The 15,458-nt window shown below is 71.0% G+C and carries 8 protein-coding genes; 2 read left to right on the forward strand and 6 right to left on the reverse strand.

Features of this window, described 5'->3' with window-relative positions:
- Positions 1-15 precede the first annotated feature (15 nt).
- From NWFMUON74_RS22450 to NWFMUON74_RS22470, 5 genes are read right to left on the reverse strand one after another with little or no spacing between them, the layout of a single operon-like run.
- On the reverse strand, positions 16-1,356 hold the full coding sequence (locus NWFMUON74_RS22450; protein WP_187683801.1) for a cation:proton antiporter: 1,341 nt from the start codon (positions 1,354-1,356) through the stop codon (positions 16-18).
- A 60-nt stretch (positions 1,357-1,416) separates the two neighbouring features.
- Positions 1,417-2,715 (reverse strand): NAD(P)/FAD-dependent oxidoreductase, encoded by a 1,299-nt coding sequence (locus tag NWFMUON74_RS22455; protein WP_187683802.1) that lies wholly within the window; start codon positions 2,713-2,715, stop codon positions 1,417-1,419.
- Positions 2,716-2,733: 18 nt separating this feature from the next.
- Positions 2,734-4,488: an FAD-dependent monooxygenase gene (locus NWFMUON74_RS22460; protein ID WP_232110515.1), complete on the reverse strand. Its 1,755-nt coding sequence runs from the start codon at positions 4,486-4,488 to the stop codon at positions 2,734-2,736.
- A complete protein-coding gene (locus NWFMUON74_RS22465; protein ID WP_187683803.1) occupies positions 4,475-5,338 on the reverse strand; it encodes a hypothetical protein in 864 nt (287 codons plus the stop codon). Before NWFMUON74_RS22465 ends, NWFMUON74_RS22460 begins: the two co-directional genes overlap by 14 nt.
- A 13-nt stretch (positions 5,339-5,351) precedes the next feature.
- The gene (locus tag NWFMUON74_RS22470) at positions 5,352-11,906 is read right to left on the reverse strand and encodes a type I polyketide synthase (RefSeq protein WP_187683804.1); all 6,555 of its coding nucleotides are present in this window, start codon (positions 11,904-11,906) and stop codon (positions 5,352-5,354) included.
- Between the two features lie 220 nt (positions 11,907-12,126).
- Here NWFMUON74_RS22470 and NWFMUON74_RS22475 point away from each other — a divergent pair, with 220 nt between their 5' ends.
- Positions 12,127-13,467 carry a GDSL-type esterase/lipase family protein gene (locus NWFMUON74_RS22475; protein WP_187683805.1) on the forward strand — a complete coding sequence of 447 codons (1,341 nt, stop codon included), beginning with the start codon at positions 12,127-12,129 and terminating at the stop codon, positions 13,465-13,467.
- Between the two features lie 61 nt (positions 13,468-13,528).
- Here NWFMUON74_RS22475 and NWFMUON74_RS22480 read toward each other — a convergent pair whose 3' ends face one another.
- Entirely contained in the window at positions 13,529-14,350 is an 822-nt protein-coding gene (locus tag NWFMUON74_RS22480) for an SDR family NAD(P)-dependent oxidoreductase (protein ID WP_187683806.1), read from the reverse strand.
- A 245-nt stretch (positions 14,351-14,595) separates the two neighbouring features.
- On the opposite strand from NWFMUON74_RS22480, the gene NWFMUON74_RS22485 reads away from it, so the two are divergent.
- A complete protein-coding gene (locus tag NWFMUON74_RS22485) occupies positions 14,596-15,318 on the forward strand; it encodes an SGNH/GDSL hydrolase family protein (protein WP_187683807.1) in 723 nt (240 codons plus the stop codon).
- Positions 15,319-15,458: the final 140 nt, after the last annotated feature.

Raw genomic sequence — 15,458 nt, forward strand, 5'->3', positions numbered from 1 at the left:
CTAGCGTGAGCTGACTCACACCGCCACCCGGACCGCGGCGGTCTCGCCGCCCGCGCCGAAGACCAACCCGTTCTTCCAGGCATTGCGTTCGAACATCCGGAACAGCGGGCCCGCGACGAACGTCGTCACGATGGTCATGATCGCCAGGATGGTGAACAGCGTCGGGGTGATGAGTCCCTGGGTGAGGCCGATGTTGATGAGCACCAGCTCCATCAGTCCGCGCGCGTTGGCCAGCGCGCCCATCGCACCCGCCTCCCGCCAGCTCAGTCCCTGCCACCGCGAGGCCAGCGACACCGCGCCGAACTTCCCCGCGAACGACACCACCAGCACCGCCGCGGCCGCCACGATCGCCACCGGATGCAGCAGCAGGCTCAACTTGGTATTGAGCCCGGCGTACACGAAGAACGCGGGCAGCAGCAGATACGCCACCAGCGGCTCGGTCCGCTCCCGCACCCGGTCCAGCCACTGCCCGCGCGGCATCACCACCCCGGCGAGGAACGCCCCGAACACCGAGTAGATGCCCGTCCAGTCGGTGAACCAGGCGCACACGAGCACGACCAGCAGCACCACCGTGAACGGCCCGAGCGGCAGCCCGCCCGCGGGATCGGCGCGCATCTCCTGCTCGGCCCAGCCGTTCAGCACCCGCAGCAGCCGCCGCCCGACGGTCAGCATGAACAACACGAACGCTCCGCCACCGACGAAGGCCAGCACGGCACTGTTCATATTGCCCTGGGCACTGGCGACCACGACCGCCAGCAGGATCCACGACCAGGCGTCGTCGAACGCCGCGCACGCCAGCGTCATGGTGCCGACCCGCGTGTCGTGCAGCCCGGAGTCGTGAATGATCCACGCCAGCACCGGAAACGCGGTGATACCCACGGCCGCCGCGAGGAACAGTGCGGCCTGCCACGCCGCCACCTTCCCCGTGAAGAAGTCGCCGTGCTGGAACAGCACGTACCCGGTGACGGCGCCGAACAGCAGCGGCACCGTGAGCCCGGCCGTCGCGGTGGCGCCCGCCACCCGGAAGTGGTCGGTGAGAATCCCGGTCCGGAACGACGACCCGACCGAGAACATGTAGAGCACCAGACCCAGTTGCCCCACCACGTAGATCATCGTCAGCGACGGATGCGGAATCGTCTGCCCGCCGACCGCGAGGGTCGCGGGGAACAGCCACCGCTGCCCGCTGGGCCAGATCGCGCCCAGCACCGAGGGCCCGAGCAGGAATCCGGCGGCCATGATGGCGACCACCTGCATCTGCCCGAGCCGTCTCAGCACCGGCCACAGCAGCCGGTAGGCCGCGAGGATCACCGCCATCTGCAGAAAGAAGTGCAGCGTCAGCTCGAGAAACGACGGCATGGGTCAACACCTTTCACCGCGTCCGCGACCGTGGTCGCGGACGCGCGCGGGGTTCGGTGGTCAGGCCGGGACCACGGTCCTGGAGTCCGCGGTGCGCGGATAGATCGGGCAATCGGGGTACAGGTCGAACGGCGCGAACAGCGACCAGTCCGGCTCCGCCCGCAGCCGGTTCACCAGCGGGCTCTCCTGGGTCCAGAAGTCGCCACTGACCAGCCGCACATGCCATTTCGGGTCCAGGTCGGCGGCCATGTCCAGGATGACCTGCCCCATGACCGGCTGCCGGTTGTCGTAGACGGCGCAGATCAGGCGGTAGTAGGTGCCGTAGGCGGTCTTGAAGAACGATTCGTAGCTCGTGGTGGCGTCGTCGTCGGAGACGTTGCCCGCCAACCGATCCGCCGCCAGCTCGCCCGCCTTGCGGCCGGTCGCCAGGGCCAGCAGCACGCCGCCGGAGAACACCGGGTCGGTGAAGCTGCCCGCGTCGCCGACCAGGAAATAGCCGGGGCCGCAGAGTCTTTCGGAGTGGTACTCGAAGTTCCGTTCGCCCTTGAGTTCCCGCAGCACGGTCGCGCCGCGCAGCCGCTGCTGGATCCGCGGCACGCGAGCCAGATGCTCGTCGAACACCGCCTCGGGCCGGTCGGACTGCAGGATGGACATGGGCGCGACGGCGCCGACGCTGATGGCGTCGGCGCGCAACGGGATCGCCCACATCCAGCCGTCCTGGTGGATGCCCAGCTGGGTGTCGCCCTCCACGCCGGGGTTCTGGCTCTCGTCGAGATTGCCGTAGTGCTTGAACACCGCGGCCATCTTCAACCGGCTGTCGTGCACCCGCAGCCCGAGCTTCTTGGCGATCACCCCGGCCCGGCCCGACGCGTCGGCGAGGTAAGGCGCTGTGGCGTGGTGGGTTTCGCCGTCGTAGGTGTAGGTGACGCCGGTGACCCGGCCGTCGGCGGCCACGTCCACGTCGATGACGGCCGCCTCCTCGAGCACGGTGACGCCGGCCTTGGCGGTCTCGTCGAGCAGCGTCTTGTCGAACTCGGCGCGCTCGACCTGGATGGCCCAGGTGCGGCGGCCGTCCCCGATCTCGCCGAAGTCGATGCGGCGGGCGTTACCGGCGATCCCGGTCAGCTCCACCCCGGGTTTGAACGCGTACGGCTTGGCCATGACGGCGTCCAGCAGCCCGAGCTGGTCCAGGATCTCCACGGTGTAGGGCAGGAACGACTCGCCGATGTGGAAGCGCGGGAACCGCACCTTCTCCAGCAGCAGCACCCGGTACCCGCGCCGCAGCATGGTCAGCGCGTACGCGCAACCGGCGGGACCGCCGCCGATGACAATCGTGTCGTAGGTCGTGGTTTCGGCCATGATCACTCCATTTTCGTTTCAGCGGAACGTGATTCGGTTCATTGCTGCGCTCAGTTCGGCGCCGGGGTCGGTGCTCGCGCCGGGGCTGCGCCACGCCACGTGCTGGTCCGGGCGCACGAGCAGCGCGCCATCGGCCTTGATCTCCCGCACCCGCGCCCAGTTTTCGGAATCCGGTTGCGCCACCCGCAACGGCAGACCCGCCCGCTCCCGCACCGCACGCGCCGCCGCGGCCCATGCCCCTCCGGCGGGACCGGCCACGAGCGTGAACTCCCCCGCGCACACCAGGTCCAGGGTGGAGCGGCGCGCCCCGTCGTGCTCGACCCAGGCGTGCGGCAGCCGACGTCCCGGCCGCGTGGACGGAACGTGCTTGTCCCCCATGGGTTCCGGCTCCGGCGCGACCGTGCCGTCGGGCACCAGCGCACCGTCCTCGTAGGCGGCGCCGATCTCGATGTCGATAGCCTGGCAATCGATCCGATGGGTGCGCAGCACCTCCGCGGCGCGGGCGCGGGCGGTGCGGCCGCGCGCGGAGTCCTCGAAGTAGGTGTTGAAGAACGTCGGCCGCATCCACTGCGGCACATGGGGTCCCAGGCCCAGCGCGGCCTCGCTCATCAGTTCCGAGTTGGCGATGATGCCCACCGCCCAGTCCAGGTTGCGGCGGCCGATCGGGCGGCGCTCGGTGTCGTAGGTGTCCAGCAGGCCCGGACCGGCGTGCCCGCGCCGCACCGCGGCGATCTTCCAGGCCAGGTTGTGCGCGTCCTGGATGGCGGTGTTGAGGCCGAGCCCGGCCGCCGGCGGCAGCTTGTGCGCGGCGTCACCGGCCAGGAAGACCCGGCCGTGCCGGTAACGCTGGGCGTTGACGGCGTCGACCGTCCAGTTGCTGACCTTGTGCAGCCGCACCCGCAGATCCGGGATGCCGAGGGTGTCGCGGATGCGCGCCAGCACCGCGTCGCGCTGCGAGCGCGCCGGATCGTCGGGTCCGGTGGTGAAGTGCAGCCCCCACTCCTCGCTGAATCTGCCCCAGGTGGGCCCCATTTCGACGAGCGTGGCCCCGGACAACTCCGGACGCTTGGGGTTGACGAAGTAGGTCAGCAGCGCGCCGTCGCGCTGCCAGCGGGACAGGTCGGCGGTGAAGTGCACGGTGGTGACGTGATGGAACCGCGGCCAGCCGTCGAACCGCACACCCAGCGACGGACCCAGCGTCCGGCCGCCGTCACCGGCGATCAGGTACTCGGCGGTGACGGTGTGCCGCGCGCCGTCCGCGTCGCGCACGGTCGCGACGATCCGGTCGTCGCGCTCGGCCCACTCCACCAGTTCGCAGCCGTACCGGACGCGCCCGGGCGCGCGCTGCTCGGCCGCTGTGCGCAGCAACGGTTCCGAACGGATCTGCGGCACGTTGGTCGCGGCCACCGGGCTCGCCGCCGACCAGCTCTCCCGCAGTTCCCCGCCGCCGAAGGCGTCCATCTCGTAGATCACCCGGCCGTCGAAGGGCCCCTTCCCTGCCAGCGTGGTCTGCCAGCACACCGCGCCGAACTTCTCCAGCGGCGCGCCGACCGTCTCGAGTTCCTCGGCCAGGCCGTACTGCCGGAAGATCTCCATGGTCCGGTGATTGAGGTAGTGCGCCTTGGGCAGACGCGCCGTGTCCGGGCGCTGCTCCACCAGCAGATGGTCGATGCCCAACTCGGACAGGAAGATCGACGCCGTCAGACCGCAGCCGCCGGCGCCCACGATCAGCACGGTGGTGTCCATGTCCCCGCCGCGGTCAATGATGGCCATGGTGCTCGGGCAGATCGGGGCCCACCGAGGTCGGTCCGCCCGGGTACGGGAACGAGCCGGGGATGCCGCCGTCGTGGCCGACGACGACCTGCGCGGTGTTCACCGCCCCCGTGATCGGGGTGTCGCTGCCGGGCACCAGCCACACATGCAGGTCCCAGGCCCGCGGATGCACCAGGCCGGGCGGGTTCGGCAGCGCCGCGGGGATGCTGCCCGGCTCCTGCCCCACCCAGTCCTCGGCCGGCGGCTGGGTCACCATATCGAAGGTCGGGAAGGCGTGCACGCCGCGCTCGTGGAATCCCCAGTCGGTCGGATAGACGCACAGCCCGTGCTCGATCGGCGTCAGGCCCGGGGTGTAGACCGCGCCGTAGAACCAGCCCACCAGCTCGTAGGGGAACGACGGCGTGTACGGATCGTCGTGCACCGCAGCCGGATTCAGCGAGCGGTAGAACAGTCCGGTCGGCTGCCCGCTGGTCACCGCGTCGCGGGTGATCGTCCCGGCGGTGACGCCGTCGATCTGCTTGGCGATGATGTCCAGCGAGCGCGGCAGATTCAGCAGGCCCACCCCGACCCCGCGATACTGCACCCAGCCGTGCGAGTCCGGGCCCCAGCCGCCCAGTGCGGCCAGCGCCACCACGTCCTGCGGGCCGTTCAGTACGCGCAGCGAGCCCAGCCGATCGAGCACCCGCCGCTGGTCGGCGGCCAGGGATGCGGCGCGCTGGCCCGCGTCGCACTGCCGGTCGGCGGCCGGGACGCGATCGGGCCGCACGATCTCGTCGGCCGCGACGGCCGGGGCGAGCGCCGCGGCGGTCGTCAGCGCCGCCGCCAGCAGCAGTGGAATCCGAAGAGCCATCGGTGATCTCCGTTCAGTTGGTGGGAGTGGCGGGCTGGTCGATGAACTCGAACAACTCGTCGTCATCGGCGGCGTCGAGGTCGTCGAGGATGTCGTCGAGTGCGCCGCCGCGCAGGTGCCGCAGCAGATCGTCGAGCCGGGCGGCGATGTCGGCCACCGCGTTCGGGTCCAGTTCGGCGCTGCCGCAGGTGTCGCTGAGCGTCTGGATCTGTGCGCGGATGGCGGCGGCGGGATCCTCGGTGGGCACGAGCTCGTCGCGGATGTGACGGGCCAGCGCCAGCGGCGTCGGGTAGTCGAACACCACGGTGGTGGTGAGCTTCAGCCCCGTCGCCGACTTCAGGCGGTTGCGGAATTCGACCGCTCCGAGGGAATCGAACCCGAGGTCGGTGAAGGCCTGCTCCGCGCCGATCGCCTCCGGTGACTCGTGCCCGAGCACGGCGGCGGCATGGGAGCGAATCGTGGTGAGTACCAGCGCCTCCTGATCGGCGCGGGCGCGCCCGGCCAGTGCCGTCGCCAGTTTCGACGACTCGCCCGCGGCGTCGGACTCGGCGGTCCGCCGGGTGCCGCGCAGCAGCCCGCGCAGGGCCGGCGGCAGCGCCTCCGGCGCCTGGGCGCCCGCGGCGCGGATGGTCGGCGCGTCCAAACGCGCTGCCACGGTGAGCGATTGGCCCAGCACCAGCGCCCTGTCGAGCATCGCCAGGCCCTCGGGGGTCGGGATGGGCAGCAGGCCGTCGCGGCGCATCCGGGCGAAGTCCTGCTCGCCGAGATGACCGGTGATGCCGCTGGCCTGCTCCCAGATGCCCCACGCCAGCGACGACGCGGGCAGCCCGAGGCGGTGCCGGTGCGCGGCCAGCGCGTCGAGGAAGACGTTCGCGGCGGCGTAGTTGGCCTGCCCGGGACCGCCCAACACACCGGCGACCGAGGAGTACAGCACGAACGCCGCCAGCTCCTGGGACGCGGTGGCCGCGTGCAGGTTCCACGCCGCCTGCGCCTTGGCGCGGAACACGGTGGCGACCCGGTCGGGGGTCAGCTCCGCGAACAGGCCGTCGTCGATCAGGCCCGCCGCGTGCACGACGGCCGTGAGCGGGTGCCCGGCCGGGACGGCGGCGACCACTGCGCGCAACGCGTCGGCATCGGCGGCGTCACAGGCCGTGATCTCCACGTGCGCACCCAGTTCGCTGAGCTCGGCCGCCAGTTGCTCCGCACCGGAAGCGGTTCGACCACTGCGGCTCAACAGCAGCAGATGGCGCGCACCGTGCGTGGTGACCAGGTGCCTGGCCGCCGCGGCGCCCAGCACGCCGGTGCCGCCGGTGATCAGGACGGTGCCTTCGGGGTTCAGTGCCGTGGGGACGGTGAGCACGTTCTTGCCGACGTGCCGGGCCTGGCTCAGGTACCGGAAAGCCTCCGGTGCGCAACGCAGGTCCCACGGCGTCACCGGAAGCGGCCGCAGCACACCGGATTCGAACAACTTCAGCAGTTCCACCAGGATGTCGTGCAGCCGCTGCGGTCCCGCCTCCATCAGCACGAAGCCGCGGTACCGCACGCCGGGATGCGTCTGGGCCACCTCGCCGGGATCGCGCACATCCGTCTGGCCCATCTCCACGAAACGCCCCCCGCGCGGCAGCAGCCGCAGCGAGGCATCCACGAACTCACCGGCCAGCGAGTCGAGCACGACGTCCATCCCGCGGCCGCCGGTGGCCGTCAGGAATTGCCGCTCGAACTCCAGGGTGCGGGAGTTCGCGATGTGACCGGCGTCGAATCCCATGGCGCGCAGGGTGTCCCATTTCGGCAGGCTCGCCGTCGCGTACACCTCCAGCCCGAGATGGCGGGCCAGCTGCACGGCGGCCATGCCGACACCGCCGGTGGCCGCGTGCACCAGCAGGGTCTCGCCCGCGGCCACCTCGGCCAGATCCACCAGCGCGTAGTAGGCGGTGGCGAACACCGCGGGTACGGCCGCGGCCTGCGCGAACGTCCAGCCCTCCGGCATCGGCACCACCATCGAGCGGTCCGACACCACGGTGTCGCCGATGCCCGCGAACAGGCCCATCACCCGGTCGCCGGGCGCGAACTCGGTCACGTCCGGGGCCACGTCCACGATCACGCCCGCGCCCTCGCCGCCGATCGGCGCGTCCGGGTCGGGATACATGCCGAGCACGATCAGCACGTCGCGGAAGTTCATGCCGGTGGCACGCAGCCGCACCCGCACCTCGCCGGATCGCAGTGCGGCCGTGGCGTTCTCATCGGCACGCAGCACGATATTGTCGCCGTTGAGCGTGCCCTTCCCGAGCGCGCCCAGCCGCCACGGGCTACGGCCGATCAGCTCCGCGCCGCCCACCGTGTCGGCGCCGGCCCGGCCCAGTCGCGGCACGTGCGCGGTCCCGCGCCGCATCGCCACCTGCGGTTCCGCTTCGAGCGCCAGCGCAGCCTCGGCGGCCGCCCGATACGCATCGGGGTCGTCCACATCGACCAGCACGACCCGTTCCGGATACTCCGCCTGCGCACTGCGCAACAGCCCCCACACCGGCGCGGCCGCGAGATCGCCGACCTCCTCGCCGCCCTCGACCGACACCGCGCCACTGGTCACCACCACCACCGTCGCCGCGGCGAACCGCTGATCCGCCCACAGCGCCCGGACCTCGGCCAGCACCCGGTTCACCGTCGCCAAAGCCTGCGCCGCAGGGTCTTCCGCACCACCGGTGCTCCCGCCGGCACTCGTACGGCCGACGTTCGCGGCACCGCCGGCTGTCGGCACCCCTGTCCGTTCGCGCGCCGGGAGACAGCGCACGACGATCGCGTCGTCGGCACTGCCCCGGGCGCAGCGCTCGGCCGTAAAGCTCTGGGCGCCGGACACTTCGATGGTTTCCCAGATGCCGGAAGCTCCGGTGTGCGGCATGGCGACCCAGTTGAGCGCGTACAGGTCGGAGGTGATGGATGTGGAGGTGAGCTGGTCGGCAGACAGGGCCCGTACCGAGAGCGCGGATACGGCGGCGACGAGCGCCCCGCGGGGATCGGCGGCCGTGATCGACAAGCGATCGGCGCCCTCCGGGGCCAGCCGGACGCGCAGTGCCGTCGCGCCGACCGCCGCCAGCGAAACGCCCTCCCACGCGAAGGGCAGCTTCACCGTCTCGGCGCCGTCGGTGATCGCGGCGACCGCCATGGCGTGCAGCGCGGCGTCGAGCAGTGCCGGGTGGATGCCGAATCCGGCCGCGTCCGCGCGCAGCGGCTCGGGCAGCTCGACCTCCGCGAAGAGTTCCTCGCCGCGCCGCCACATCGCCGTCAGGCCGCGGAAGGCCGGACCGTACCCGTAGCCGCCGTCGGCGAGCGTCTCGTACACCTCCGAAACCTCCACCGCGGTCGTCCCGCTCGGCGGCCACACCGCGAATTCGCCACTGTCCGAGATCGTTTCGGCCGCGCCCAACGTCCCCGTGGCATGACACGTCCACGCGGGCTCGTCGCTGCCGTGCGGGCGCGAGTACACGGCGATGCTCCGATCTCCCGCCTCGTCCGCGCCGACGATCACCTGAACGTCGGCGCCACCGGATTCGGCCAGCACCAGCGGCGCCTGCAACACCAGCTCACCGACGCGTGGCGCACCCACCAGTTCCCCTGCGTACAAGGCGATCTCGACGAACCCCGTACCGGGCACCAGCACGTTCCCGGCCACGACGTGATCGGCCAGCCACGGCTGCGCCGCCACCGACAACCGGCCGGTCAGCATCACGCCGCCGCCGTCCGCGAGCGGCACCGCCGCGGCCAGCAGCGGGTGGTCGGCCGCCCCGAGCCCGGCCGCGCCCAGATCTCCCGCGCCGGTGGGCTTGTCGAGCCAGAACCGCCGGTGCTGGAAGGCATACGTCGGCAACTCCACCGTCCGGGCTCCGGTACCCCTCAGCGCCGCCGCCCAGTCCACCGCGGTGCCGGAGACGAAGGCGGCGCCCAGCGCGGCGTGCAGCGATTCGACCTCGTCACGCTTCGGATCGAGCACGGGAACGGCGGTCACCTCGTCGATCTCGTCCTCGTCCAGTCCGTCGCGGGTGAGGGCGGTCAGCGTCGTGCCGGGCCCGGTCTCCAGGAACACCGTGGCCCCGTGCCGCCGCGCCGCTCGCGTCCCGGCCAGATACCGGACCGGTTCCCGCACGTGCCGCACCCAGTACTCCGGGCTGCACAGCTCCGCGGGATCGGCCAGTTCCCCGGTCACATTGGACACGATCGGGACGGTCGGCGGGTGATAGGTCAAGCCCGCGCACACACCGGCGAAATCGCCGAGAATCGGGTCCATGCGCGGCGAGTGGAAAGCGTGACTCACCCGCAGCCGCCGCGTGTTGTATCCGTCCTTGCCCAACGCCGCGGCGACCTCGTCGATCAGGTCCTCATCGCCGGACACCACCACCGTCGCGGGCCCGTTGACCGCGGCAACGGCGATCCGGTCCGCGTGGCCGGCCAGCAACGGCGCGACCACCTCCTCGCCCGTCGGCACCGACAGCATGGCGCCGCCCTCCGGCAGGGCCTGCATCAACAAGCCGCGGGCCGCCACCAGTTTCGCGGCGTCGGCGAGCGACCAGACCCCAGCCAGGTAGGCCGCGGTCACCTCGCCGATCGAGTGCCCCATGAGCAGATCGGGCCGCACACCATAGGATTCGAGCAGCCGGAACACCGCGACCTCGACACAGAACAGCGCGGCCTGGGTGTAGGAGGTCTGGCTCAGCAGCTCCGCGGTCGGCGTCTCCGGTTCCGCGAACACCACCGTGCGCAGCGGCGGATCGAACCGCTTGTCGAACTGCGCGCACGCCTCGTCGAACGCCGCGGCGTACACCGGGAACCGGTCGTACAGGGTCCGGCCCATACCGACCCGCTGGGCACCCTGCCCGGGGAACAGCAGGGCCGTCTTCGCACCCGGAACGGACTGCCCGCGAATCACATTCGGCGCGGTCCGGTCGGCGGCGAGCGCGTCGAGCGCGCCGAGCAACTCGGCCCGGTCCGCGCCGAGCAGCACCGCGCGATGCGCCAGCCGGGCCCGGCCGGTGGCCAGCGTGTGTGCCACGTCGACGGCAGTGTGGCGGGGATGTTCGGCGACGCAGGCCGCCAGGCGGGCCGCCTGCGCGACCAGCGCACTCTCGGTGCCACCGCTGACCACCCACGGAATCATCGGCGGCACAACGGGTTCGGTCTCCTCCCCCGCCGCCGGATCGACCTGTTCGGCCTCCTCCAGAATGACGTGCGCGTTGGTGCCGCTGATTCCGAACGCCGACACCGCCGCCCGGCGCGGACGCCCGTTGCGCGGCCAGGGCTGCGCCTCGGTCGCCAGCCGCACCGCCCCGGCCGTCCAATCCACGTGTGGCGATGGCTCGTCGACATGCAGCGTGGGCGGCACGGACGCGTGCCGCATCGCCATCACCATCTTGATCACGCCCGCGACGCCCGCGGCCGCACTGGTGTGCCCCATGTTCGACTTGATGGAGCCGAGCCACAGCGGCGACTGCCGATTCTGCCCGTAGGTGGCCAGCAGCGCCTGCGCCTCGATCGGGTCGCCCAGCGAGGTGCCGGTCCCGTGCGCCTCGACCACGTCCACGTCGGCGGCGCCGAGCCGGGCGCCGGCCAGCGCCGCCTCGATCACCCGCCGCTGCGACGGCCCGTTCGGTGCGGTCAGCCCGTTGGAGGCGCCGTCGGAGTTCACCGCGGAGGACCGCAGCACCGCCAGCACCCGGCGGCCGTTGCGCTGCGCGTCCGAGAGCCGTTCCAGCACAAGCATTCCCGCGCCTTCCGACCACGCGGTGCCGTTGGCCGACGCGGCGAATGCCTTGGCGCGGCCGTCCGGGGAGATCACCCGCTGCCGGGAGAACGCGATGAACGCCTCGGGCGTCGGCATCACCGTCACCCCGCCGGCCAGCGCCAGCGAGCACTCACCGGAGCGCAGCGAGCGGGCCGCGTCGTGCAGCGCCACCAGCGACGAGGAACAGGCCGTATCGATCGACACCGCCGGGCCCTCGAGGCCCAGCACGTAGGCCACCCGCCCCGACGCGACGCTGCTGGTCCGGCCGGTCATCATCAACCCGGCCAGACCGCTGCGATCCTCGGCGATACTCGGGCCGTACTGCACCTCGATGATGCCGGCGAACACCCCGGTCCGGGTGCCCCGCAAGGCCGTCGGATCAATGCCCGATCGTTCCAGCGCCTCCCACGACACCTCCAGCAGCTGCCGCTGCTGGGGCTCCATCGTGAGCGCCTCCTTGGGGCTGATGCCGAAGAACGCGGCGTCGAAATCCGCTGCGCCCTGGAGGAACCCGCCCTCGCGAGCATAGGAGGTGCCCTCGTGATCGGGGTCCGGATCGTACAATCCGTCCATATCCCAGCCGCGGTCGCCGGGAAAGCCCGAAATCACGTCCCGCCCCCCGGACACCATGTCCCACAGGTCTTCCGGCGACGCCACGCCGCCGGGATAGCGGCACGCCATCCCGACGATCGCGATCGGTTCGCTCGCCCGCGACTCCAATTCCTGCAGCCGCTGCCGGGTCCTGTGCAAGTCGATGGCCGCCCGCTTGAGATAGGTGCGGAGTTCTTCTTCTGTCGCCATACCCGTCTCCCGAATTCCGGCAAAGATCGCCACCGCGGCCGGTTACGAAATTGTCCGGCCGCGAACGTCTTCCATAGTTGCCGCGACCGCGATCGGCGGTAACCCCTAGCCTGCCCCTATCCCCGCATACCGGGGCGGACACCGGCGCAGAGGTCTGCTTATACTCCGGCACAACGTCATTCGTGTTCCGCAATGCCGGAGAACACAGTTAGGTCGCTTCATGAATCGCCTCGGAAATCCGCGCCGCCGTGCCGTTTCCAGCAATGTCCGCAGCGTGGTCTCGGCGCTCACGCTGGCATTCGGTGTCACCGCCGCAACCACCCCCGCCCTCGCCGATCCGCCGGCCGCCGACTGCGCGAGCCCACGCTGGGTGGGCAGCTGGCTGATGGCCGCATCGGACGCCACGCCGGTATCGGATATGGCCCTGACCCCGACCGTGTCGCTGTTCGACCAGACCTACCGGATGGTCGTCACCCCGCACCTGGGCGGGGCGACACTGCGCCTGCATCTGACCAACCGGCTCGGCCCGCTGCCGATCACCTTCGGCACCGTCACCGTCGCCAAGCAGGCCGAGGGCGCCGCGGTCGACCCCGCGTCACTGCGCCCGGTGACCTTCGGCGGGCAGGTGTCGGCGACCGTGGCACCCGGCGCCGAGCTGGTCAGCGACCCGGTCCCGCTGTCGTTCGCCGCCTTCGAGCCGCTGGCGATCAGTGTGTACGTGCCCGGTCTGTCGGCCCCGGCCACGGAGAACATCGTCGGCCTGTCCACCAGCTACTACGGCCCGCCCGGCTCCGGCGACCACGCCGCCGACCCCACCGGCGCGGCGCTGAGCCTGCGCACCACCAGCGTGCTGTTCGCCGGAGGCATCGATGTGCTTGCCGCGCCGGACCGCTCGAGCGTCGTGGCCATGGGCGATTCCATCAGCACCGGATATGCGGGGGCGACATATTTCGAGGGGCCGCAGGATGCTTCCCTCGTCGACCGCAACCTCCGGTATACGGATTTCCTGCAACACCGCCTGGATGCCGCCGGAATTCCACTGACCGTGTTGAATTCGAGTATCTGGGGCAATCGCGTGGTGCGGAATCAGACAATCCCGCAAACGGGCCCGGGCGCCTCCGCCAGATTGCAGCACGACGTCATCGAGACCGCCGGAATTTCCGATGTGATAATCGCCTCGGGCACCAACGATCTCGCATTTCCGCCGACGCAGAATCCCGAACAGCTGGCGGCGGCCTACGCCGAATTGATCGGCCGGCTGCATGCGGCCGGACTCCGGGTGCACCTGGCGACGATTCCGCCGTCGGTGCGTTCGTTCATCGCCGGTGGCCTCGCCCCGAACGCCGAACCGGTCCGGCAGCGGGTCAACGACTGGATCCGTAGCCAGCAGCTGTCCGACACCGTCATCGACTTCGACGCCGTACTGCGCGACCCCGACGATCCCGCCGCGCAGCGCCCCGATCTGGTCTCACCCACGCTGGTGCACCCCAACCCGCAGGGTCACCGGGCACTGGCCGACGCGATCGACATCGGCGCCTTCCAGGGCTCGCCCTGCCGCTGACCATCACCCCCGCCGCGGGCCCGAGACTGCGAGGTCCGGGCCCACGGCGGAACATGCTGTGCTACAGCCGGTCTCGTACGGATGCCTGCTTACGGAACACCGGCGACATCCGCCGGGCCATCCGGTCGGCGAAAGCCGGCGACAGCTGCGTCGTCGCGAACATCGACCGCACCGGCATACCCATATCCAGCACCTCGGACTTGTTGCGCCGCACCGCCCCGACGATCTTCCCCGCGATCCGGTCCACGGTGGTGGAGCCGAGCAGCGCGCTGGCCCGCACCCCCTGGTCGACCCAGACCTGGTACATGCCATCGCCCTTCACGAAACCGGGCAACACGACGGAGAATCCGATCGGCGTGCCGTGGTACTCGGCGCGCAGTGATTGGGCCAGCGAGACCAGCCCGGCCTTCGTCGCGGCGTAGGGCGCCTGAAACGCGGGCGCCACCTTGGCGGCGCCGGTCGACACGAACAGCACATGCCCGCCGCCCCGCTCGACCATGCCCGGCAGCACGCGCCGGGTGAGCAGCATCGGCGCCATCAGGTTGACCTGGACAATCCAATTCAACTCGGCCGGTTCGTATTTCGTGAACGCCGCGGCCAGCTCGACGCCCGCGTTGTTGATCAGCACGTCGATCGGACCCAGCGCGCGCTCCGCCCGGTCGACCAGATCGTCGAGACCGGCCGCATCGGCCAGATCGCCGAGAATCGGCTCGGCCTTGGCGCCGCTCTCGCGCAATTCCTCCGCCAGCGCACCGAGTACGTCGGCCTGCCGTCCCACCAGGGCGACGCGCGCGCCCTGCGCGGCCAGCCGGCGTGCCACGCGCTTCCCGATACCGCCCGACGCCCCGGTCAGGAGCACCGTCCGTTCCTTCAGATCCTTCACTGCTCCTCCTGGAGTCCCGATGCGAAGGCACCTCTCGGCAGCATTTACCGCACGACCGTTCGCCGACGCCCTCCGAGCCTGCCGTTCATCGACCGAGCAGGTAAACCCCTATCCACGCCCCTATCGGCGGGTCAGGCCCGGCAACCACGGGTACCTTGACCCTCAGCCCACGCGCCCGGTAGCGTACAGAGCACGCACGTTCGTGCGGTTGATGAAAGCCCACCTCAGCGACCAAGGAGAAGCCCATGACGGAGGCAAGCGGGTCCACCACCGCGGCCGCGGACCGCGACCTCGGCGCGGCCCCGGAGCAGGCTTACACCGAGGCCACCGACCCCGACTGCATTTCGGACGAGGTGGCCGTCGATCTGCTCCGCGCCGCACCGTGGCGCCGCATCGCACTCGTCGGCGACAGCACCGCGCACGGCGCGGGCGACCCCAGCCCCGGCTACCGCGAAATGTACTGGGCCCCAAGGGTGATCCAGGTCCTGCGCGCGGCCGTGGGCGAAGTCGAGTTCCTCAACACCGGTCGCATCAACGCCACCACCCGCCAGGTGCTCGACGAGCAACTGGAAACAGCCCTGGCCTTCGATCCGGACCTGCTCTACGTCGCCTGCGGCGGCAACGACCTGTGGACCGACACCCCCGACTACGACGCCGCCGAAGCGAACCTGGACCGAATCTTCGCCGCCGGCAAAGCAATCGGCGCCCGCCTCGCCACCATGACCATCGCCGACGCCGTCCCCGAGCACATCCCCCAGCTCCGCCCGTTCCACGAACGCCTCGACCTGCTCAACCAGGTGATCCGCCGCGTAGCCACCCGCCACGACGCCATTCTGATCGACCTGTGGTGGCACCCGGTCGGCCACCGCCCCACCGTCATGTCCGCCGACAACATCCACTTCAACATCTCGGGCCACGCCGTCGTAGCCGCCGAGGTAATCAAGGCCCTCGCAGCCGCCACCCCCTGACTCGCTCCCGGCCGACGCACGGGTGTAACCCTGTGCGGCACATCGAAGTCCGGGCAGGAACCGAGCGGCTCGGGCCATATCGCGGGCATATCGAAAATTCGATACGCGCGGGCAACGTCGCGCTGGCTTGACTGAGAGGC

Origin of the sequence: Nocardia wallacei, assembly GCF_014466955.1 — a bacterium.
GTDB classification, from domain to species: domain Bacteria; phylum Actinomycetota; class Actinomycetes; order Mycobacteriales; family Mycobacteriaceae; genus Nocardia; species Nocardia wallacei.